This window comes from Streptomyces sp. MspMP-M5 (genome assembly GCF_000373585.1).
Taxonomy (GTDB): domain Bacteria; phylum Actinomycetota; class Actinomycetes; order Streptomycetales; family Streptomycetaceae; genus Streptomyces.
Genome location: NZ_KB891940.1, coordinates 29,915 through 51,531, shown reverse-complemented (window position 1 = coordinate 51,531; position 21,617 = coordinate 29,915). Strand labels below are relative to the sequence as shown.

Below are 21,617 nucleotides of genomic sequence, written 5' to 3'. Positions count from 1 at the left end.
GCCGCTCACCGCGTGCGGGATGCGGGTGAGGGCGCGGCCCGGTCACACGGGCGGCTTGAGGCGGGCGAGGGCCCGCAGCGTCCGTGGGGCGAGGCGGGAGAGCAGATGGGCGCCGCGCGCCTCGGGGGTGACGGGGACGACCGCCTGGTTGCGGACCACCGCGCGCAGGATGGCGTCGGCGACCTTCTCCGGCGGGTAGTTGCGCATCCCGTACATCCGCGCGGCCTTGGCCTGCCGGCGCTTCTCCTCCTCCGCGGAGACGCCGGTGAAGCGGGCGGTGCCGGTGATGCCGGTGTTGACGAGGCCGGGGCAGATGGCGGTGACACCGATGCCCTGCCCGGCCAGCTCCGCGCGCAGACACTCGCTGAGCATGAGGACGGCCGCCTTGGAGGTGCTGTAGGCGGGCAGGATCCGGGACGGCTGGTAGGCGGCGGCCGAGGCGGTGTTGACGATGTGGCCGCCCTGGCCGCGGTCGGCCATCCGGCTGCCGAAGATCCGGCAGCCGTGGATGACACCCCACAGGTTGACGTCCAGGACCCTCTTCCAGTCCTCGGAAGTGGTGTCCATGAAGGCGCCGGACAGGCCGATGCCGGCGTTGTTGACCAGCACGTCCACGGTGCCGTACTCGGCATCGACCTTGTCGGCGAGCTTCTCCATGGCCGCCTCGTCCGAGACGTCGACGGCCTCGCCCCAGGCCGCCGGTGCACCGATCAGCCGGGCCATCTCGGCGGTGCGGGCCGCGCCCTCCGCGTCCCGGTCGACGGCGATGATCCGCGCGCCGGCCTCCGCGAACGCGAACGCGGTCGCCCGGCCGATCCCGCTGGCCGCACCGGTCACCAGCACCAGCTGGCCGCCGAAGCGGTCGGCATACGGGCCGGAGGCCACCATCTCCTTCGCCGGGTCGCCCTCCTCCTTGGCGGTGACGAACTCGCCGATCCAGGAGACGAGTTGGTCGGGGCGGGTGCGCGGCACCCAGTGCTTGGCCGGGAGTGTGCGGCGTACGAGTTGGGGCGCCCAGCGGTCGAGGTCGTCGTAGAGCCGCTGGGAGAGGAACGCGTCACCGGTGGGGGTGATGAGCTGGACCGGGCAGTGGGCGTAGGCGTCGGCGCGGGGGCGGCGCAGTCGGGCGCGGACGTTGTCGCGGTAGAGCCAGGCGCCGTGGGCCGCGTCGGTGGGCAGCGAGGCGGTGGGGTAGTCGCCGCCGGGCACCTTCTCCACGCGCCGGAGGATTCCCGGCCACCGCTTGCCGAGCGGACCCTTCCAGGCCAGTTCCGGCAGGGCGGGGGTGTGCAGCAGGTAGACGTACCAGGACTTGGCGCCCTGGTTGAGCAACTGGGCGGCCCGGCCGGGGGTGGGGCGCGCCAGCCGGTTCTTGATCCAGTGGCCGAAGTGGTCGAGGGACGGGCCGGAGAGGGAGGTGAAGGAGGCGATCCGGCCCTCCGTGCGCCGCACGGTGGCGAACTCCCATGCCTGGACCGAACCCCAGTCGTGGCCCACGAGGTGGACCGGCCGGTCGGGGCTGGCCGCGTCCGCGACGGCCAGGAAGTCGTCGGTCAGCTTCTCCAGGGTGAAGCCGCCGCGCAGCGGCCGGGGCGCGGTGGAGCGGCCGCAGCCCCGGACGTCGTAGAGCACCACGTGGAAGCGTTCGGCCAGGCCCCGGGCGACCTCGGACCAGACCTCCTTGCTGTCCGGGTAGCCGTGCACGAGCACCACCGTCGGGCGCTCCGGATCACCGAGTTCGGCGACGCACAGTTCGATCCCGCCGGTGCGCACCCAGCGCTCCCGGGCCTCCGGGAGCGAGGTCGCCGCCGGCCGCCCGGCGTCCGGTCCCTGTTGCCCGTTCCGTCCACGTCCGGTCCTCACGCGGCCTTCTCCTCCTGCCAGCGCCGCACATGCGGCAGATCGTCGTCGAGCCAAAAAGCGCTTTCCTGCGGGTCCTTGGAGTCCGTGACGACCAGGATCTCCTCGAACTTCGCCCCCGTGCCCCGGAAGCCGAGGTGGGGTTCGACCGCCCACAACCCGGGCTGCGGCGGGTGATCGGAGAAGCGGTACGGACTCCACAGCGGGGACCAGCCCTCCCGGTGGCCGTGCAGCGCGTCCGAGGCGAGGCCCTTGAGGGACTGGGTGCCGAAACCGAAGAGGGTGGGGGACCAGCGGCGCTGCCGCACCCGGTCGACCTTGTGCGCGATGACGCCGAAGGGATAGGCGCGGTGGCGGTTGGCGTACCCCTGCCGCACCATCAGCCGCTCGACGTCCTCGTAGATCTCGCGCAGCGGGCGGCGCTCGCGCACCTCGCGCAGGATCAGCTCGCGGTGGGCTTCGAGGTCGGCGAGGAGCCGGTCGTGCACGGGGTTGAGGCCCAGGCAGCCGGAGTAGCCGATGTCGGCGGTGTAGCCGTTGTGGACCGGGGCCATGTCGAGGATGAACGGCATGCCTGGTTCCAGCGCGCGGTTGGTGGGAAAGAACTGCAGCGGCACGCGGAAGCCGGCGAACGCGGTGCGGTCCCCGAACCACGCGAACGGCAGGTGGAACCAGTCCCGTACGCCGCGTTCGCGCAGCCATTCGCGCTGCATCCGCGCCGCCGCCCGCTCGGTGACCCCGGGCCTGAGCTGGGCGGCCACCGCCTCCGCGCAGGCGTACGCGAGCCGTTGGACCTCCCGGAATCCCTTGAGGTCCGCGGTGAGTTCTCCCGGTGCTGCCAGGGTCGCTGAGGTGACTGAGGCCATCGCCAACCGTCCGTCCGTGAGCGGTCCATCGCGGTACGTGCCCGTAACTTGCCACTGATGAATGTGACAATGGTCGGCGGCTGCGTCAAGGGGTGTGCGGGGGACGGGGCCCACGGCATGAGGCGGCCGGGCCTCCCGTGCCGCTGAAGCAGGAGAACCCCTAAGGGCATCTCGTACCGGAGGTCTACGCAAAGACCACCGCTGGGGTTGACGCCGGATGTGGCGGTCGCCACTACCGTCGAATACGTGACTGTGATCGTGACCGAAAGCCTGACCAAGCGGTACCCGAGGGTGACCGCCCTGGACCGGCTCTCCGTTGACATCACCCCCGGCGTGACGGGCCTGGTGGGTGCCAACGGCGCCGGAAAGTCGACCCTTATCAAGATCCTTCTCGGCCTGGCCCCGGCCACCGAGGGGACCGCCCACGTCCTCGGACTGGACGTGACCAAGGACGGCAGCGCCATCCGCGAGCGGGTGGGCTACATGCCCGAGCACGACTGCCTGCCGCCGGACGTCTCCGCCACCGAGTTCGTGGTGCACATGGCCCGGATGTCCGGGCTGCCGCCGACCGCCGCCCGGGAGCGCACCGCCGACACCCTGCGCCACGTCGGGCTCTACGAGGAGCGGTACCGCCCCATCGGCGGCTACTCCACGGGCATGAAGCAGCGGGTGAAGCTGGCCCAGGCGCTGGTGCACGACCCGCAGCTGGTGTTCCTGGACGAGCCCACCAACGGCCTCGACCCGGTCGGCCGGGACGAGATGCTCGGCCTGATCCGGCGCGTGCACACCGACTTCGGGATCTCGGTCCTGGTCACCTCGCACCTCCTGGGGGAGCTGGAGCGCACCTGCGACCACGTCGTCGTGATCGACGGCGGCAAGCTGCTGCGCTCCTCCTCCACCACGGAGTTCACCAAGGTCACCACCTCGCTGGCGGTGGAGGTCACGGACACCGACGTCCACCCGGACGGCACCGGGGCGCTGCGCGCCGCCCTGGTCGCGGCCGGCGCCGCGGTGACCGCCGGCGCGCCCGGCACCGAGGGGCTCGCCTCCTCCGGCCACGTCCTCATCGTCGAGGCGTCCGGGGACGAGACATACGACCTGGTCCGCGACACCGTCGCCGGGCTGGGGCTGGGCCTGGTGCGGATGGAGCAGCGGCGCCACCAGATAGCCGAGGTCTTCCGCGACGCGGACGCGCAGGCGGCGGCCGGGACACCGGCACCGCCCGGCAGCGCACCGGCGGAGCGGGACGCGACGGCGGGACAGGACACCGGTCGCCCCACCACCGTGGGCGGAGGGAACGCGGAATGAGCACGGAAACGACGCCGGGTGGCGCCTACATCCACAACATCGGCTACCGCCACTACGACGGCGCCCGGCTGGGCCGTGCCTACGCCCGGCGGTCGCTGTTCTCGCAGAGCCTGCGCGGCGCGTACGGCCTGGGGCGGTCGGCGAAGAGCAAGGTGCTGCCGATGCTGCTCTTCGGGGTGATGTGCCTGCCCGCGGGGATCATGGTCGCGGTGACGATGTTCACCAAGGCCGGCGCCCTCCCGGTCGGCTACAGCCGGTACCCCATCTACCTCCAGGCCGTCATCGGCCTGTATCTGGCGGCCCAGGCACCGCAGTCGGTCTCCCGCGACCTGCGGTTCAAGACCACCCCGCTGTATTTCTCCCGGCCGATCGAGCGGGCCGACTACGTCATGGCGAAGTTCGCCGCGATGGCGAGTGCGCTGTTCGTCCTGACCGCCGCTCCCCTGGTGGTCCTCTATGCCGGGGCGCTGCTGGGGAAGCTGGACTTCCTCGACCAGACCAAGGGGTTCGGGCAGGGGCTGGTCTGCGCCGCGCTGCTCTCGCTGCTGTTCGCCGGGATAGGGCTGCTCGTCTCGGCGCTCACCCCGCGCCGCGGCTTCGGGGTCGCCGCCGTGATCGCCGTGCTGACCATTCCGTACGGCGCGGTCAGCGCCATCCAGGGCATCGCCACCCTTCAGGGCAACGCATCCGCCGTCGGCTGGCTGGGCCTGTTCTCGCCCATCACCCTCGTCGACGGGGTGCAGTCCACGTTCCTGGGCGGCACCAGTTCCTTCCCCGACGGGCTGACGCCGTCCACCGGCGCCGGAATCGTCTACCTCCTCGTCTCCCTGCTCGTCATCGCCGGCTCCTACGGCCTGCTGATGCGCCGCTACCGGAAGGCCGGACTGTGACAACGATCCACATCGACCATGTCTCGCGCTGGTTCGGGAATGTCGTCGCCGTCAACGACATCACCATGACCATCGCCCCCGGCGTCACCGGCCTGCTCGGACCCAACGGCGCCGGAAAGTCCACCCTCATCAACATGATGGGCGGCTTCCTCGCTCCCTCCAACGGCACCGTCACCCTCGACGGCACGACGGTCTGGCGCAACGCGGCCAGCTACCGCCACATCGGCCTCGTCCCCGAGCGCGAGGCGATGTACGACTTCCTCACCGGCCGTGAATTCGTCCTCGCCAACGCCGAGTTGCACGGCCTCGGCCGGGCCGCGGCGGCCCGGGCGCTGGCCACGGTCGAGATGGAGCACGCCCAGGACCGCAAGATCTCCACCTACAGCAAGGGCATGCGGCAGCGGGTGAAGATGGCCTCCGCGCTGGTCCACGACCCGTCGGTGCTGCTGCTCGACGAGCCGTTCAACGGCATGGACCCACGGCAGCGGATGCAGCTGATGGAGCTGCTGCGGCGGATGGGAGACGAGGGCCGCACGGTCTTGTTCTCCTCGCACATCCTCGAAGAGGTCGAGCAACTGGCCTCGCACATCGAGGTGGTGGTGGCCGGCCGGCATGCCGCCTCCGGCGACTTCCGCAAGATCCGCCGGCTGATGACCGACCGCCCGCACCGCTACCTCGTCCGGTCCGACAACGACCGGGCACTGGCCGGGGCACTGATAGCCGACCCCTCGACGGCCGGTATCGAGGTGGACGTCGTCGAGGGCGCCCTGCGCATCCAGGCCGTCGACTTCGGCCGGTTCACCGAACTCCTGCCGCGGGTCGCCCGCGACCACGGCATCCGCCTGCTGACGGTCTCGCCCTCCGACGAGTCGCTGGAATCCGTCTTCTCGTACCTCGTAGCGGCCTGAGGCCAGAAAGGAGCCCTGAGGCAGTATGTCCACGACCTCTCCCGCGGCCCCGCCGGCGCCCGCCGCCGCGCCCAAGGCCGCACTCTTCCACCCGACCGTCGCCCGGCTCACCTACCGGTCGCTGCTCGGCCGGCGCCGTGCCCTGATCCTCTTCGCGCTGCCCGCCCTCCTGGTGGCGATCGCGGTGATCGTCCGGGCGCTGACCGGCGCCGACGACGCCACCGCCGGCGGCATCCTCGGCGGTTTCGCGCTGGGCACGATGGTTCCGCTGATCGGCGTGATCGCGGGGACGGGCGCGATCGGCCCGGAGATCGACGACGGCTCGGTGGTCTACCTCCTGGCCAAGCCGGTCCGCCGCTCGACGATCGTGTTCACCAAACTGCTGGTCGCGATCGGTGTGACTGCCGCGTTCTCGGCGATACCGGTCCTGGTGGCCGGATTCATCCTCAACGGCAACAGCCAGCAGATAGCCGTCGCCTACGCGGTGGCCGCGGCCGTCGCCTCGGTCGCGTACAGCGCCCTGTTCCTGCTGTTCGGCACCCTCAGCCGGCATGCCGTGGTCTTCGGCCTCGTCTACGCCCTGGTCTGGGAGGCGTTCGTGGGGAGCGTCGTCCCCGGGGCGCGGACCCTGAGCGTTCAGCAGTGGGCACTCGCGGTGGGGCAGAAGGTCGGTGCCGAGGGGGCGCTGAGCTCGGCGGTCCAACTGCCGCTCGCGGTCTGTCTGCTGGTGGCCGTCACCGGCGCGGCGACCTGGTACGCCGGGCGCCGGCTGAAGGCGCTGACGCTGGCCGGGGAGGAGTAGAGGGCACGACCGGGACGGCGCGACCGGCCGGACGGGCACCTCGACCGGCCGGAGGGTCGCGTCGACCGGCCGGGGCGGCGGGGCTATCCGCCGGTGTCGGCGGTGTCGGCGGAGCCGCCGGCGGCGGAGTTCTTCTGCGCGTCGTTGAACTCCTTCACGTTCCGCAGGTGCTGCCGGTAGTCGGCGGTGAAGCGGGTGTCGCCCGGTTTGACGGTGACGAAGTAGAGCCAGTCCCCCGCGGGGGGCGCGGCGGCCGCCTTCAGCGCATCGGGTCCCGGATTGTCGATCGGGGTCGGCGGCAGGCCCGCGAACGTGTAGGTGTTGTAGGGACTCTTGGTGCGGGTGTCGGCGTGGCTGGTGCGCAGCGTGCTGCGGCCGAGCGCGTAGTTGATCGTCGAGTCCATCTGGAGCGGCATGTTCCTGGCCAGCCGGTTGTCGATGACCCGGGCGACCTTGCCCATGTCGGCCGTCCGGTCCGCCTCGGCCTGCACGATGCTGGCGATCACCACGGTGCGGTAGGAGGTGATGCGGTCGGCGGTGAGCCGCTGGTTCGCGGTTTTGACCATGTACGTGAGCAGTGACGTCGGGGTGGTGTCCTTGCGCAGCGGGTACGTCGCCGGGAAGAGGAAGCCCTCCGGGTTGCCCTTCGCCTCGGCGGGCAGGTCGAGGCGCGCGGTTCTCGCGGCCTGCGCGGTGGTGCCCGCGGGCACGTTCAGGGCCTGGTCGGCGGCCGCGTAGATCTGGGAGGCCCGCTGCCCCTCCGGGACCGTGAGCCGGCCGTACTGCCGCTCCTGCAGCAGCCGCGGCACGAGCAGCACGGCGAGCGCGACGACGACACACACAACGGCGACGAGAATCAGCCAGCCGGCCCGGGAGAACCGCGGTCCGGGCCGGCGACGGGTGCGCTGAACATCGCTCATGGGGGCACGGTAGGCCAGCCGGCTGTGATGCGGGAGCGCGCCGCCGCACCGGATCGCGTACGCCGGCGGCGCCGGGCGCACCTCCGGCCGTCCGCCGCGCAGGCTTTCGGCCCGGCGCGGGCCGGCACACCACCCGGCGTGTTCCGCTGGACCGTTGGAGGGGCGATGGCGGGGCGGGACGGGCGGGTGGGACGAGCGCGGACGGGAAGCTGACGCCGGTCCCCCGCCCGCCGGCCTCGCGTCAGCCTCGCAGGCCATCGTCAGCCCCGCCCACCGCGTCGCGTCAGCCCTCGCCGGCCGTTATCCGCCCCGGCCGTCGTCAGCGCCCGGCCGTTGTCAGCCCCTGGCCGCCGTCAGCGTCCGGCGGTCGTCGCGCCCGGCCGCTGTCGCGATCATCAGCGTCCGGCTGTCGTCCCGATGCGGCGGTCGCGGCCGGCGCCCAGGGCCAGCACGGCGAGGCCGGCGCAGACGACGAGCAGCAGGACGAGCGGCACGGTCCAGCCGGCGGTGGCCTGGTGGACGGCGCCCAGGGCCAGCGGGCCGACGGCGGCGAGGAGGTAGCCGCCGGTCTGGGACATGCCGGAGAGCCGGGCCGCGGTGTGCGCGTCGCCGGACCGCAGCACCATCATCGTCAGGGCCAGCCCGAGAGCGCCGCCCTGGCCGACGCCGAGGACCGCCGCCCACAGCCAGGCACCCGCCACCGGCGCGACCAGCAGCCCGGTGACACCGCAGGCCATCAGGGCGGAGACCGCCACACCCAGCAGCCGCTGGCGGCGCATCCGGCCCGCCAGCGTCGGCACCACGAACGAACCGACCATCTGCACCAGCGTGCTGAAGGCGAAGACCAGCCCCGCCTCGCTCTTGCCCATGCCGTGGTCGGTGAAGATCGTCGGCATCCAGGCGATGATCACGTACGCGATCAGCGACTGCGAGCCCATGAAGAGCGTGACCTGCCAGGCGAGCGGGGAGCGGGTGAGCTTCGGGCCGTGCCCGGTGCCCTGGGCGGGCGTCGCCGCGGCCGCGCTGTGGTGGGTGCCCCGGCGGGCGATCACGGCCTGCGGGAACCAGACGAGGGCGGCGACGGCGGCGAGCAGCGACCAGGAGACGAGAGAGCCCTGCCAGCTGCCGAGTGCGTTTTCCAGGGGGACGGCGGAGGCGGCCGAGAGGGTCGTGCCCAGGATCATCGCGGTCGAGTAGAGCGCCGTCATGCCCGCCGCCCGCTCGGGGAAGTCCCGCTTGATCAGGCCCGGCATCAACACGTTGAGCAGGGCTATCGACGCGCCCACCACCGCGCAGCCGGCGAACAGTGCGGCGACCGGCGGCGCGATCCGCAGCACGATGCCGCCGCACAGTGCGACCAGCGCACCGCACAGCGCCGCCTCGGTGCCCCAACGGCGGGCCACCCGCGGGGCGATCAGCGAGCCCAGGCCCATGAAGACGAGCGGGATGGTGGTCACCAGGCTGCTGGCGGTGGCGGCCAGGTGGAAGTGGTGCGCCATCTCGTTGAGCAGCGGGGAGACCCCGGCGAGCGCCGCGCGCATGTTCACCGCGGCGAGGACGATGCCGGCGAGGAGGAGCGCGGGGTGGGCCCGCAACCGCCGCCGGGCGGCCGCCACCGGGGGCGCCGGGATCAGGTCTTCCTCGGCGTCGATGAGGTCGACCTGGGTGGTCGCGTCGGTCCCTGACATGCGTGCGTACCTGGCCAATCGTGGACTTCCTACGGAAGAAGACGGAAGAAGACGGAAGAAAGGAAAGAAAGGAGGGGAGGAGGAGAGGCCGGAGGCCGGGTGGGCGTCAGTCGCCGGCGAGGAGGGCCTCTACGGCTCGTTTGGGCCTCTCCAGGAGGGCGCGGGTGGCGCGTTCGGCGGCGTCCGGGTCGCCATGGGCGATCGCGTCCAGGACGGCGCGGTGGTCGCCGTGCACGATCTTCGGCATCGCCTGGTCGTCGAGGGCGGTGACCAGCGCTTCTCGTACGGAGCTGCTGAACCAGCCGTAGGTCGCCGTCAGCGCCGTGTTGTGTGCGGCCTCGACGACGGCCCGGTGGAAGGCGATGTCGTGGTCGGCGTAGAGCTCCAGGCTTCCGGAGTGCGGTCGGCCCTCGGAGTCCTCCAGTTCGGCCTGGGCGTCCAGGGCGGCCCGCATACGTTCCAGGTCGGCGGGGTCGTGGCGGAGTGCGGCCAGCCGGGCGGCCTCGGCTTCCAGAGCGATGCGCAGCTCCAGGACGTCCCGGATACCGGCGCGCTGGATGCCGCGCATGACCTCGGCCGGGTCCGCGGTGGAGACGACGAACGTGCCTTCGCCCTGGCGCGAGCGCAGCATCCCGGCGTGTACGAGGACGCGCACGGCTTCGCGGACGGTGTTGCGGCCGACCTGGAGCTGTTCGGCGAGGGCGTGTTCGGTGGGGATGCGGGTGCCGACCTGCCATTCGCCGTTGGCCAGTTGGGCGCGGAGGGTCTCGACGACGGTGTCGACGAGGGATTGCCGTCCTGCTGCCTTGAGTGCCATCGCCGCGCTTCCGTGCCCGTTTCTGTCGTTTCCGGGCGCTTGTTTGCCCGGTTGCCCAGTCATCCTACAATTGATTGTTGCACATGGCAGGTAAATGGATTCTTGGGGTTCGTGCGGTTCAACGCGGGCCCAGCGCCCAGGCCCCAGGGGCCCGGAGGCCCTCCCCGCCCCGAGCCCCCGAGCCCCCGAGGCTCGCGGCCCGATGCGCTCCGCCGGAAATCGTCAGCCTGTGGACAAAATCCGGGCGAAGGCGCGGCGGGTGCAAGATGCAGGTCGGAGATTGGCAGGAGTCGGGTTCGCCCGACCGGGCTGGGGAGGGCTGCGATGGCCGGCTTTTATCACGTGTGTTTCGTCGTGCCGGATATGGCGGCGGCGATACGGGACTTGGGCGCCGCGGCCGGGGTCGAGTTCAGTGCACCGCGGCGGGACCGGATCGGGGAGTGGGACTTCCGGATCGCCTTCACGCGGGGCGAGCCGCCCTACATAGAGCTGATCGAACCCGCGGGGACGGGAGGGCCGTGGGACGTGTCCGAGGGAGCGCGGTTCGACCACCTCGGGTTCTGGACGCGGTCCCTGGAGGACGGGGCCCGGCGGCTGGCGGCGGAGGGGTTCCCGGAGGAGTTCAGCGGGTGTCCGTACGGGCGGTCGTTCGCGTACCACCGGGTGGGCAGCATCGGCGCCCGGGTCGAGCTGGTGGACCTGGCCCGTCAGCCGGCCTTCCTGGCGGCATGGAATCCGGGCGGGGAGCCGATGCCCCCGGTGGAGGCGCCGTGAGCGAACGGGAACGCTTCCACCGGGGGCGGTATCGGGGCGGGGCGGCGGTAACGGGGCCAGAGGCGATAACAGGGCCGTCGACGTGCCGAGCTGGGCCGGCGGAGCCGAAACAGTCGACGGGCCGTCGACGGGCCGGGACCGGGGCCACCCCGCAGCCCACCCCGCAGCCAACCCGGCCAGGCCGACCCGGGGCCCGACCCAGCCCCTCATGAACGTCCCTTCAGAGCCCGATATCCCGCTCCTGGATGTCGGCCAGGGACTCCCGGCGGACCAGGAGGCGGGCGTGGCCCGAGGTGACCGCGACGACCGGGGGGCGGCCGACGAGGTTGTAGCCGGAGGCCATGGACAGGTGGTACGCGCCGGCCACCGGGACGGCGAGCAGGTCGCCGGGGCGGATGTCGCCGGGCAGGTGGACGTCGGAGGCGAGTATGTCGCCCGCCTCGCAGTGCCGGCCGACGACGGTGACCGGCTCGGTGGCCGCGGCCGAGCGGCGCCCGACCAGCCGGGGAGCGTAACGGACCCCGTAGAGAGCGGGCCGCGGGTTGTCGCTCATCCCGCCGTCGACCGCCACGAAGGTGTGCGTGCCGGTGCGCTTGACGGCGAGCACCCGGTAGAGGACGACGCCCGACGGGCCGGCGATGGCGCGGCCCGGCTCGACGGCCAGCCGCGGCACCGGGAGGCCGGCCGCCGCGCAGCCGCCGGCCAGTTCGGCGCGGATCTTGGTGGCGAGACCGGCGATGTCGAGGGCGGGCTCGCCCGGCCGGTAGGCGACGCCGTGGCCGCCGCCCAGGTCCAGTTCGGGGAGGGTGATGCCGTGCTGCTCGTGGACGCGGGCCAGCAGGCCGACCAGCCGCCGCACGGCCGACAGATAGGGCTTGACGGCGGTGATCTGGGAGCCCAAGTGGCAGTGCAGGCCGACGAGTTCGAGGCGCGGCTGACCCAGGACGCGGGTGATGGCGTGCTGGGCGGAGCCGTCGGCGAGGGACAGCCCGAACTTCTGGTCGTCGGTGCCGGTGCGGATCTTGGCGTGGCCGCCGGCGGCGATCCCCGGGACGACCCGGATCAGCACCTTCTGCCGGCTGCCGGGCGGGACCGCGGCGGCCAGCCGGGCGATCTCGGAGGTGCTGTCGATGACGATCCGGCCGACGCCGAGCCGGAGCGCGGCCCGCAGGTCGGCCGGGCTCTTGGCGTTGCCGTGCAGCACGATCCGCTCGGGCGGGAAGCCGGTGGTGACCGCGAGTTCCAGCTCGCCGGCGGAGCAGACGTCCAGGCCCAGCCCCTCGTCCGCGACCCAGTGGGCCATGGCGCGGCACAGGAACGCCTTGGCCGCGTAGTAGACGTCGGCGTCCGGGAAGGCACGGAGGTAGGCGCGGCAGCGGTTGCGCACCTCGTCCTCGTCCAGGATGTAGGCGGGGGTGCCGAAGCGGTCGGCCAGCTCGGTCAGCGGGACGCCGCCGAGGGCGAGGTCGTCCTCGGGGAGCGGCACGGTGGACGCGGGCCAGATGGTGAGCTGGCCGGGATCGGAGGCCGGCGCCAGGGCCGGGTCCGGGTCCGGCGCCAGGACAGGGGCCGGGGCCGGCGCCGCGGCCGGGCGGGAGTCCGTCGTCCTGGGCGCGGGCGCTGCCGCAGGCCGAGTGGCCCGGTCGGCCCGGTTGGCCTGGTCGGTCCGGTCTGCTCGGTCGGCTCGGCCGGTCCGGGGCAGGGTCGTGTGGCTCATGGTGGGGGCGCCCCTTCCTCTTCAGACGGCCCGGCGGAGGTGACTGCCGCTGCCGCGGGACATGCGGGGCATTCCCGGGGCGAGGCGTGGTTCCCGGAGGGCATCGCGGGCGATCCGCGGTTCACGGGGAACGTCGGGGGTGAGGCGTGGCTCTCGGGCCACCTCGCGCGTCGTGTTCCGGGTCACCTCACGCGCCACCTCCAGGGCGCTCCGCGGGTCGCGGGCGGCGCGGGCGGCGTCGGGGGTGAAGCGCGGGTCGACGGTCACGGTGGCCGCACCGAGGGGTTCGGCCAGGGAACGCAGCGCGGGCTCGGAGAGCCGCACCCAGGGCTGGCCGCCGCCGAGCACCTCGGCCAGTCGCTGCGGCGAGGTGAAACCGACGGCGGTGCGGCCGCCGAGCGGGGTGCGGAACAGGCGGGCGGTACAGCCCGCGGGCCCCGGCCGGACGGGAACGAAGAGCGGCCCGGCCGGGAAACGATCAGCAGGCTCGGGGTCTTCCGCGCGGAGATGGTGGGACACGGCGTTGCTCCTCGACGGGATGGCTGCCCCGGACCGGTTGGACTGCGCGTGCGCCGGGGCTCGGCACAGACGCTATGCCCGGTGCGGGGGGTGCCCCTCTGCTCCATTACGCGTCGTTGACGGTTCCCGGCCGGGACTTGACGCGATGCTGCCGCAGGTGGCCGGGATACGCCGCTGAGCGGCCGATTCCGGTCGCTCAGCGGTCCCGGGCGGTCAACCGACCGTGACCTCCGAGGGCCACGCCCCCGTGGGAGTTGCGGTCGCGCCCGACCTTGACACTGTGGAAACGGAGGCGTCTGGACGACGTCCGGACGACGTCTGAAGGCGTCTGGAAGGCGTCATGATCACCATCGGAGACTTCGCCCGGTACGGCCATGCCGCGGCCCGCATGCCGCGTCACCATGACGCCGTCGGACCGCTGCGGCCCGCGCGTACCGACCCCGTCACCGGCTACCGCTTCTGCGCGGCGGCCCAGCTCGGCCGGCGCATGTCAGGCGGCTCCCGCGGCCGAACAGCCCGCCGCCGAGGCCCGGTTGGCGCAGGCCGAGGCGAGGCCCCGGACGAGCGAGAGTGAGGGACGGATGTCCGCCGACGATGAGGTGCTCGACGACGATGTGGTGCTCGACGATGTGGTGCTCAAGAGCACGGAGCCGGTCCTGCTCGCCGAACTGCGCGGGATCGCCGCCGGTTACGGCCCCGAGGACATCGGCCCGGTCATGACACCGCTCTACGGGGAGCTGGTGCGCCGACTGGGGTTGGCGGGGGTGACGCCCACGGGGCCGGGGCAATGGGGTCTCCCCTGCTCCTTAAGAGCTTGGGGAACTATTACGAGGCGGCCCCGGAGGGCGCGGGCCTCGAAGGCGAGGGCACGGGGGACGCGGTGGTGGTGCACGCCGGGATGGTGGTCACCCGGGAGGAGCTGGCGAAGGCGGGGCGGAACACGGGCGACGGGGGAGGTTCCGCGCCCTCGGGGGCGTCGGCCGGGCAGAGCTTCGACGTCGTCACCCTGCCGGGCCTCGACCTCGCTGCGACCGTCGTCCACCGCGGCCCGATGAGCCGGATCCTGCCGACCGCGCAGCACCTCGCGCACTGGATGGACGCCAACGGCTACCGCTCGGCCGGGTACGCCCGCGAGCTGTATCTGGAGTGCCCGGACGACCAGGAGAAGTGGGTCACCGAGATTCAGGAACCGGTCGTCCGGGCCTGAGACCGCGGCCGGGGGACGGCGCCGGCAGCCGCGCCCGCCCCCGTCACCGCGTCCCTCCCCGCCACCGCGCCCGGCATCCGCTGCCCGGCCACGGCAGGCGAACTCCCGCCCGTGGCAGGCGAACTCCCGCCCACCAGGCACCGGTTCACCGTTTCGGCGAACTCCACCGCCGCCGGGCCGAGTGCCGCCCACTGCCGCACCGCCCAGCCGGTCGTCAGCGGCGGCAGCGCCGGGATCGGCACCAGCCGAAGGCCGGGGTGGCCGGTGGTGGCCCGGTGGCCGGGGAGGCGGGGGACGACGGCGGGGCCGACGCCGAGTTCGGCGAGGAGCAGCGCGGTGTCCCAGTCGGCGACGCTGGTGGTGCTGGGCCCGGGCACCGCGGGATCGGGTGCCGGGGCGCCGTCCCGGTGGCCGAGGTGTCCGTCGAGCCGCATACGGGACGTGGAGTTCTCCGGCAGCCGGACGAGGCGGAGGCCGGCCAGCTCGTCCGGCTCGACGCGGTCGCGGGCGGCTAGCGGGTCGTCGGCAGGGACCGCGAGCACCCACGGCAGGCCGATCACCGGGTGCTGTTCGATGCCCCGTACGGGCGGGCCGATGGTGATCCAGGCCAGTTCGGAGTCGCCGTCCGCGACCGCCTCGAAGCAGCGGCGGCTGGAACTCTCCGTGTGGAACTCCAGGTTGACGTGTGGATGGCGGTCCCGGAAGGAGACCACCGCGTCGGACATGAAGTGCCGGACGGTGGTGGCGCCGGTGGTGACCCGGACCGTCCCGCCGTCGCCGCGCCGCATGTCGGCCAGCCGGCGCAGCGCCAGATCCAGTCCGCCCAGGCCGTCGGCGGCGGCGCGGTGCAGGATGCGGCCGGCGGCGGTCGGTGCCACACCGCGCGGCCGGCGCTCCAACAGGCCGATTCCCGCCTCCCGTTCGAGGCGCCGGACGCGCTGGCTGACGGCGGACTGGGTGCAGCCGAGGTCGCGAGCGACGGCACTGAGGCTGCCCGCCTCGCAGACGGCCACGAAGGCGCGCAGATCGTCGAGTGTCACCGGGCCACGGTAGTCCGGGCCCGGCCGGTAACCCAAGGCAGAGCTAAGGAATTTGGAAGGAAACCCGAGGATTGACTTGGGGGTGCCGTCCCGGGACGATCGTCGCAGGGCCCAGGGCGGCAACCCGGAACCGTGGACGGCCGTACGGTTCCGGGTGCCGACCCGCCCGTACGGCCGTCCGATCGGCCAGAGTCGTACGGCCGGCCGCCCCCCCCGGAGCCGTACGGCCTCCGATCGGCCCGGCATCGGCGTCACGCCCCCGCCGGCGCCCCCGTCCGCACACGGCGGACCTCGGGCGCGCCGCTCGGCCGTTCGCCGTCCGTGCGCGGTGCGCGGCGGACCACCGCGAGGACCAGCAGGCCGGTGGCGACCGCCACCAAGCCGGAGATCAGCGTGATGTCCCGCAGCCCGGAGAGGTAGCCGGCGGCGAGCGCGGTCCGGCCGCCGGTGGCCCCGGCGTCCCGCAGTGCGGTGCCGAAGACCGTTCCGAGCACCGCGATGCCGAAGGCGAAGCCGAGCTGCCGGAAGGTGTTCACCGCGCCGCTGGCCATCCCGGCGCGCTGCGGCGGGGCCGCACCGAGCGCTGCCGACACCAGTACCGGCATCGCCGCGCCGACGCCGAGGCCGCCCACCGCCAGGCCGGGCACCAGCGCGGGCCAGCCCGCCCCGTCGCCGAGCAGTACGACATGCAGCAGATCACCCGCGCCGATCAGCAACACCCCGACGCCGAGCGGAAGTCGGGGTGCCAGCCGCTGGAGCGCCCGGCCGCCCAGTAGCCCGACCAGCAGCGACATCAGGGCCATCGGGGTCACCGCCAGGCCCGCCCCGATCGGGCTGAGGCCGAGCACGTCCTGCGCCCACAGGCCCACGAACGTCAGATACGGGAAGGCCGCCGCCTGCATCAGCAGGGCCGCGAGCATCAGCACCGCGAACGACGGGCGGCGCAGCAGCCGGAGGTCCAGCAGCGGGTGCGCGGTCCGCCGCTCGGCGACCACGAACACCAGCAGGGCCAGTGCGGCGAGCGCCAGCGCGGTCAGCGTCCCGTTCTCCGTCCAGCCGTGCTCGCCGCCGCGCATCAGTCCGTACGTCAGCGCGCCCGCGCAGACCGTGAAGGACGCGCCGCCCGGCCAGTCGATCCGTGCGCCGACGTGGCCGCGGGACTCGCCGAGGTGCCGCAGGGTCAGCCAGACGGCGACGGCGGTCAGCGGCAGGTTCACCAGGAAGATCGCGCGCCAGTCGGTCCACTCGGTGAGCACTCCGCCCAGCACCGGGCCGACGGCGGCCGCCGCGCCGCTGGTGCCGCCCCAGACACCGAACGCCACCCCGCGGTCCCGGCCCTGGTAGGCGGCCATCAGCAGCGGGGTGTTGGTGGCGAACATCGCCGCCGCGCCGACGCCCTGGACGATCCGGGCGGCCACCAGCAGCTGCGCGTCGGGGGCCAGCCCGCAGGCCAGCGAGGCGAGCGCGAAGAGCGCCAGCCCGCCGACGTAGAGGCGGCGCCGGCCATAGAGGTCGGCCGCGGAGCCGGCGACCATCAGGAGCGCGGCCAGCGCCAGCGCATAGCCGTCCATCACCCACTGCAGCGAGGTGAAGGAGGCGCCCAGGCCGTCGGCTATCCGGGGCAGCGCGGTGTTCACGATGGTCACGTCGACGAGCAGCATGAAGTTGCCGAGGGTGATGGCGACCAGGGGCCACCACTTCCCGCGGCCGGGTCTACGGCCGCCGCCGCTCCCGCCGGGAGCGTCCCCGGGTCCGTACCGCATGATCATTTCCTCCGTCGGATGGTGCGCTTGATCGGTGAGCTGTGGGGCGGGGTGCTCGGGTGGTGCACTCGGCCGCGGTGCCGGGCAGGGCGCCCGGCCGGGACCCACTCTCGGCGGGACGCCGCCCGATCCCCCAGCCATGGCGTTCCCGGCGGCGCAATCCGACACCGGTTAGCCTCCAACGGTGAAAACCGACGGAACCGCGGGCCGGCCCGCGCCCTTCGACGCACTCGACCGGCGGCTGATCCACGCCCTCCAGACCGACGGCCGGGCCCCCTTCAGCCGGATTGCCGCCGTCCTGGGCGTCTCCGACCAGACCGTCGCCCGGCGCTACACCCGGCACCGCGGCTCCGGCGGGCTGCGGGTGCTGGGCCTGGCCGAGCCGCGGGCGCTGGGCGAGGTGGAGTGGCTGGTGCGGGTGCAGTGCGCGCCGGACGCCGCGCTGACCGTCGCCGAGGCGATGGCCCGCCGCCCGGACACCTCCTGGGTGAACCTGATGTCCGGCGGCACCGAGATCACCGCGATCTGCCGGTCGGCGAGCAGCGAGCACAGCGACGCGCTGCTGCTCCAGAAGCTGCCGCGCACCCCGAGCGTGGTCGGGGTGGCCGCGCACTGCCTGCTGCACGAGTTCTACGGCGGCCCGCAGAGCATGATCAGCAAGTCCGGGGCGCTGACCGCCGAGGAGTCCGCCCGGCTGAGCCCGCCGGCGCCCCGGCAGCCCTCCGGGCCGGTGGAGCTCTCCGACGGTGACCGGCGGCTGTTCGAGGCGCTCGGCCGGGACGGCCGGGCCCCGCTCGCCGAACTCGCCGCGGCCACCGGCTGGTCGCCCACCACCGTCCGCCGCCGGCTGGAGACGCTGCGGGCGGACGGCGTCCTGTACTACGACGTCGACTACGACCTGCGGCTGTTCGGCTTCGGGGTGATGGTCGGGCTGTGGCTGTCGGTGGCTCCCGCCGAACTCGCCGCCACCGGCGAGGCGTTGGCGGCGCACCCGGAAGTCGCCTTCGCCGGTGCCACCACCGGACCGCACAACCTCTTCGCGTCGGTACTGTGCCGGGACACCGCCGCGCTCTACACCTACCTGACGACCCGGATCGCGGCGCTCCCTGGGGTACGGACCATGGAGAGCTCGCCCCGGATCCGGCAACTCAAGGGGCCTGGCCCGTATCTCGCGCTCGGCCCGACCGTCACGAGGAGCCGCCGATGAAGCCACCGCCACCCCGGGTCCTGGCGGACCGGGCGAGGAACTGGGTCTGGGACTGGGTGCGTTCCACACCCGGGACACACATCTGGCTGCTGATCATCGGCATCACCAGCCTCGTGATCGCCTCGGCCTCCGAGGGGCTGGAGCAGTTCCTGCTGCACCGCACCAGCAGCAACATCCACGAGCTGAACGAGCATCCGGTGCCCTCGCTGCTGATCAGCGGATTCTGGATCGAGCAGCCGGGGTCGTTCCTGCTCTACGTGGTGATGTTCGAGCTGGTGCACGCCAACGTCGAGCGGTGGATGGGCAGTTGGCGTTGGCTGCTGACGGTCGGCGCGGCGCATGTCGCGGCCACCCTGGCCAGTCAGGAGCTGGTGCTGCTGGCCATCGAGGGCCACCGGCTGCCGCGCTCGATGACCCATGTCGTGGACATCGGCGTCTCCTACGGCCTGGCCGCCGCGGCCGGCGTGCTGACCTACCGGCTGCGCCCGCCCTGGCGCTACGGCTATCTCGTCGGTCTACTGACGTTCTTCGGTGTGCCGCTGGCGACCGGGGCGACCTTCACGGACTTCGGCCACGCCATAGCGCTGGCGCTGGGTTTCGCGGCCTGGCCGCTGACCCCGGCGGGGCGCCTGGGGGCGGACGACGAGGACGAGCGGGACGACGGGACACGGGAGGACGGGAGGCCGGACGAGGACGGGACACCGGACGGCGACGCGACGGACGACAACGAGGCGGACGGTGACGCGTCAGGCGCGGGCGGCGGTGCGGACCGGCCGGGGCCGCCGCCCGGGAGGCATCAGGAGTAGAGCCGCTCCAGTACCACCGCGACGCCGTCGTCCTCGTTGGAGGTCGTGATCTCGTCGGCGACGGCCTTGAGGTCCTCGTGCGCGTTGGCCATCGCCACACCGTGCGCGGCCCAGCCGAACATCGGTAGGTCGTTGGGCATGTCGCCGAACGCCAGGGTCTCCTTGGCGGTGATGCCCAGCCGGCGGGCGGCCAGCGACAGCCCGGTGGCCTTGGTCAGGCCGAGCGGCAGCAGCTCGACGATCCGCGGCCCGGCGACCACCACGCCGACGAGGTCGCCGGCGACCTGGTGGGCGGCCCGGGCCAGCTCGTCGTCGTCCAGCGTCGGGTGCTGGAGGTAGACCTTGTTGAGCGGGGCGGACCACAGCTCGTCGGGGTCGTCGATCGGCAGGCTGGGCAGCGGGCCCTCCTGGACCTGGTAGCCCGGGCCGACCAGCACCTCGCCGGCCAGGCCGTCCCGGCTCGCCGCCAGGTGGAGCGGGCCGACCTCGGCCTCGATCTTGGACAGCGCGAGGCCGGCCAGCTGCCGGTCGAGCGTCACCGACGTCAGCAGCCGCCGCTCGCCGGCGTGGTAGACCTGCGCGCCCTGTCCGCACACCGCCAGGCCCTGGTAGTCCAGGGCGTCGAGGATGTGCCGGGTCCAGGGCACCGCGCGGCCGGTGACGACGATGTGCGCCGCGCCCGCCGCGGTGGCCGCGGCGAGCGCCCGGCGGGTGCGCGCGGAGACGGACTCGTCGTGGCGCAGCAGCGTGCCGTCGAGGTCCGTCGCGATGAGCTTGTACGGCAGCGGCGAACCCGCCGGGGCTGGGGAACTCACTTGGCGACGGGCTCCAGCACCTCACGGCCGCCCAGGTACGGGCGGAGCACCTCGGGGACGCGGACCGAGCCGTCCGGCAGCTGGTGGTTCTCCAGGATCGCCACGATGGTCCGCGGGACGGCGCAGAGCGTGCCGTTGAGCGTCGCCAGCGGGCGGACCTTCGGCTTGCCGTCGGTGGTCTCCCGCATCCGGACCGAGAGCCGGCGGGCCTGGAACTCGTTGCAGTTGGACGCCGAGGTCAGCTCGCGGTACTTGCCCTGGGTCGGGATCCACGCCTCGCAGTCGAACTTGCGGGAGGCGGAGGCGCCCAGATCGCCGGTGGCGACGTCGATCACCTGGAACGGCAGCTCCAGGCCCGTCAGCCACTGCTTCTCCCACTCCAGCAGTCGCCGGTGCTCGGCCTCGGCGTCCTCCGGCGCGACGTAGGAGAACATCTCCACCTTGTCGAACTGGTGGACCCGGAAGATGCCCCGGGTGTCCTTGCCGTAGGTGCCGGCCTCGCGGCGGTAGCACGGCGAGAAGCCGGCGTAGCGCAGCGGCAGCTGCTCGGCGTCGACGATCTCGTCCATGTGGTACGCGGCGAGCGGGACCTCGGAGGTGCCGACGAGGTAGTAGTCGTCGCGCTCGAGGTAGTAGACGTTCTCGGCGGCCTGGCCGAGGAAGCCGGTGCCCTCCATGGCGCGCGGGCGGACCAGGGTCGGGGTCAGCATCGGCGTGAAGCCGGCCTCGGTGGCCTGCGCGATGGCGGCGTTGACCAGCGCCAGCTCCAGCAGGGCGCCGACGCCGGTGAGGTAGTAGAAGCGCGAGCCGGAGACCTTGGCGCCGCGCTCGACGTCGATGGCGCCGAGCAGTTCGCCGATCTCCAGGTGGTCCTTGGGCGTGAAGCCCTCGGCGGCGAAGTCGCGGACGGTGCCGTGCGTCTCCAGGACGGTGAAGTCCTCCTCGCCGCCCACCGGGACGTCGGGGTGGACGATGTTGCCGAGCTTGCTCAGCAGCGCCTGGGTCTCTTCCTTGGCCTCGTCCTGCGCGGCGTCGGCGGCCTTGACCGCGGCGGCCAGCTCGCCGGCCTTCTTCAGCAGTTCGGCCTTCTCCTCGGCGCCGGCCTTGGGGATCAGCTTGCCGAGCGCCTTCTGCTCGGCGCGCAGCTCGTCGAAGCGGACGCCGGACGACCTGCGCCGCTCGTCGGCGGAGAGCAGTGCGTCGACGAGCGCGACGTCCTCTCCACGGGCGCGCTGGGAGGCGCGCACACGGTCGGGGTCCTCACGGAGCAGTCGAAGGTCAATCACCCCACCAGGCTACCGGGGGCGGCGGCCGGCACTCGACGTGATATTCGCAGCTACGGCCACATGCCCGATTTGCGGTTATTTATTCCGTTGCCGGGAATCAGGTTCGGTGATGCCGCGAGGCGGTCGCGGTGACGCATCGTAAGGCCCTGTCGAATTCTGGGACGGGGTGCGAAAGGGGGCATTCGCGGCGGGGGTTTCCGGGGGTTCGGTGGCGCGCCCTGGGGGTTGTCCACAGGGGGCAGGGGGTGGCGGATTCTTATCCACAGGCTGTGCGTGAGATCTGTGGAAGCCGGAATTGATCATTCTGCGTCCGAAATGCTCACCTATGGATTCTCGGCCCAAACCACGTTCACGCACTCTTTCGTGTGGGATTACCTCGCCCTAAAGGATTGATCGCGGGAATTGTGCTGACGCGGTCCGAGGT

19 protein-coding genes are annotated in these 21,617 nt (G+C 72.9%); 8 read left to right on the top strand and 11 right to left on the bottom strand.

The window, feature by feature from the left end; all coding sequences use genetic code 11:
* Window positions 1-42 precede the first annotated feature (42 nt).
* Both B073_RS0134370 and B073_RS0134365 read right to left on the bottom strand, forming a co-directional pair.
* Window positions 43-1,863, bottom strand: coding sequence for an SDR family oxidoreductase (locus tag B073_RS0134370; protein WP_018542606.1), 1,821 nt, complete (start codon window positions 1,861-1,863; stop codon window positions 43-45).
* Window positions 1,860-2,726: a M24 family metallopeptidase gene (locus tag B073_RS0134365; protein ID WP_018542605.1), complete on the bottom strand. Its 867-nt coding sequence runs from the start codon at window positions 2,724-2,726 to the stop codon at window positions 1,860-1,862. The genes B073_RS0134370 and B073_RS0134365 overlap by 4 nt, the downstream gene beginning before the upstream one ends.
* 219 nt (window positions 2,727-2,945) lie before the next feature.
* Here B073_RS0134365 and B073_RS0134360 point away from each other — a divergent pair, with 219 nt between their 5' ends.
* Genes B073_RS0134360 through B073_RS0134345 form a run of 4 tightly spaced genes read left to right on the top strand, consistent with a single transcriptional unit; the run spans window position 2,946 to window position 6,634 of the window.
* Window positions 2,946-4,034 carry an ABC transporter ATP-binding protein gene (locus B073_RS0134360; protein ID WP_018542604.1) on the top strand — a complete coding sequence of 363 codons (1,089 nt, stop codon included), beginning with the start codon at window positions 2,946-2,948 and terminating at the stop codon, window positions 4,032-4,034.
* On the top strand, window positions 4,031-4,924 hold the full coding sequence (locus B073_RS0134355; protein WP_018542603.1) for an ABC transporter permease: 894 nt from the start codon (window positions 4,031-4,033) through the stop codon (window positions 4,922-4,924). Before B073_RS0134360 ends, B073_RS0134355 begins: the two co-directional genes overlap by 4 nt.
* Complete coding sequence (locus B073_RS0134350; RefSeq protein ID WP_018542602.1) at window positions 4,921-5,832, top strand: ABC transporter ATP-binding protein; 912 nt, start codon at window positions 4,921-4,923, stop codon at window positions 5,830-5,832. The genes B073_RS0134355 and B073_RS0134350 overlap by 4 nt, the downstream gene beginning before the upstream one ends.
* Before the next feature lie 25 nt (window positions 5,833-5,857).
* Window positions 5,858-6,634 (top strand): ABC transporter permease, encoded by a 777-nt coding sequence (locus B073_RS0134345; protein WP_018542601.1) that lies wholly within the window; start codon window positions 5,858-5,860, stop codon window positions 6,632-6,634.
* 83 nt (window positions 6,635-6,717) lie between these two features.
* Here the strand turns inward: B073_RS0134345 and mltG are convergent, their stop codons facing one another.
* The 3 genes from mltG to B073_RS0134330 form a co-directional block, all read right to left on the bottom strand.
* Window positions 6,718-7,554, bottom strand: coding sequence for an endolytic transglycosylase MltG (gene mltG / locus B073_RS0134340; RefSeq protein ID WP_106732049.1), 837 nt, complete (start codon window positions 7,552-7,554; stop codon window positions 6,718-6,720).
* Window positions 7,555-7,949: 395 nt separating this feature from the next.
* Window positions 7,950-9,242: a CynX/NimT family MFS transporter gene (locus B073_RS0134335; protein WP_018542599.1), complete on the bottom strand. Its 1,293-nt coding sequence runs from the start codon at window positions 9,240-9,242 to the stop codon at window positions 7,950-7,952.
* 106 nt (window positions 9,243-9,348) lie between these two features.
* Window positions 9,349-10,059 carry a FadR/GntR family transcriptional regulator gene (locus B073_RS0134330; RefSeq protein WP_018542598.1) on the bottom strand — a complete coding sequence of 237 codons (711 nt, stop codon included), beginning with the start codon at window positions 10,057-10,059 and terminating at the stop codon, window positions 9,349-9,351.
* Between the two features lie 324 nt (window positions 10,060-10,383).
* Here B073_RS0134330 and B073_RS48910 point away from each other — a divergent pair, with 324 nt between their 5' ends.
* Window positions 10,384-10,833, top strand: a complete 450-nt coding sequence (locus B073_RS48910) for a VOC family protein (protein ID WP_018542597.1) — start codon at window positions 10,384-10,386, stop codon at window positions 10,831-10,833.
* Window positions 10,834-11,053: 220 nt separating this feature from the next.
* On the opposite strand, the gene lysA is transcribed toward B073_RS48910, so the two are convergent.
* Window positions 11,054-12,550, bottom strand: coding sequence for a diaminopimelate decarboxylase (gene lysA / locus B073_RS0134320; protein WP_018542596.1), 1,497 nt, complete (start codon window positions 12,548-12,550; stop codon window positions 11,054-11,056).
* Window positions 12,551-12,571: 21 nt separating this feature from the next.
* On the bottom strand, window positions 12,572-13,069 hold the full coding sequence (locus tag B073_RS0134315) for an SAV_915 family protein (RefSeq protein ID WP_018542595.1): 498 nt from the start codon (window positions 13,067-13,069) through the stop codon (window positions 12,572-12,574).
* Between the two features lie 814 nt (window positions 13,070-13,883).
* Here B073_RS0134315 and B073_RS49470 point away from each other — a divergent pair.
* A complete protein-coding gene (locus B073_RS49470; RefSeq protein WP_420706483.1) occupies window positions 13,884-14,276 on the top strand; it encodes a hypothetical protein in 393 nt (130 codons plus the stop codon).
* On the opposite strand, the gene B073_RS0134305 is transcribed toward B073_RS49470, so the two are convergent.
* Window positions 14,252-15,316 (bottom strand): LysR family transcriptional regulator, encoded by a 1,065-nt coding sequence (locus B073_RS0134305; protein ID WP_018542594.1) that lies wholly within the window; start codon window positions 15,314-15,316, stop codon window positions 14,252-14,254. The genes B073_RS49470 and B073_RS0134305 overlap by 25 nt on opposite strands.
* 251 nt (window positions 15,317-15,567) lie before the next feature.
* Entirely contained in the window at window positions 15,568-17,085 is a 1,518-nt protein-coding gene (locus B073_RS0134300; protein ID WP_018542593.1) for a DHA2 family efflux MFS transporter permease subunit, read from the bottom strand.
* 178 nt (window positions 17,086-17,263) lie between these two features.
* Between B073_RS0134300 and B073_RS0134295 the strand changes: the two genes are divergently transcribed.
* Window positions 17,264-18,286, top strand: a complete 1,023-nt coding sequence (locus tag B073_RS0134295) for an Lrp/AsnC family transcriptional regulator (RefSeq protein ID WP_018542592.1) — start codon at window positions 17,264-17,266, stop codon at window positions 18,284-18,286.
* The gene (locus tag B073_RS42115) at window positions 18,283-19,092 is read left to right on the top strand and encodes a rhomboid-like protein (RefSeq protein WP_018542591.1); all 810 of its coding nucleotides are present in this window, start codon (window positions 18,283-18,285) and stop codon (window positions 19,090-19,092) included. Before B073_RS0134295 ends, B073_RS42115 begins: the two co-directional genes overlap by 4 nt.
* On the opposite strand, the gene B073_RS0134285 is transcribed toward B073_RS42115, so the two are convergent.
* Both B073_RS0134285 and serS read right to left on the bottom strand, forming a co-directional pair.
* Window positions 19,083-19,907 carry an HAD family hydrolase gene (locus B073_RS0134285; RefSeq protein ID WP_018542590.1) on the bottom strand — a complete coding sequence of 275 codons (825 nt, stop codon included), beginning with the start codon at window positions 19,905-19,907 and terminating at the stop codon, window positions 19,083-19,085. The genes B073_RS42115 and B073_RS0134285 overlap by 10 nt on opposite strands.
* Window positions 19,904-21,193 (bottom strand): serine--tRNA ligase, encoded by a 1,290-nt coding sequence (serS, locus tag B073_RS0134280; RefSeq protein ID WP_026247990.1) that lies wholly within the window; start codon window positions 21,191-21,193, stop codon window positions 19,904-19,906. Before serS ends, B073_RS0134285 begins: the two co-directional genes overlap by 4 nt.
* Window positions 21,194-21,617 lie beyond the last annotated feature (424 nt).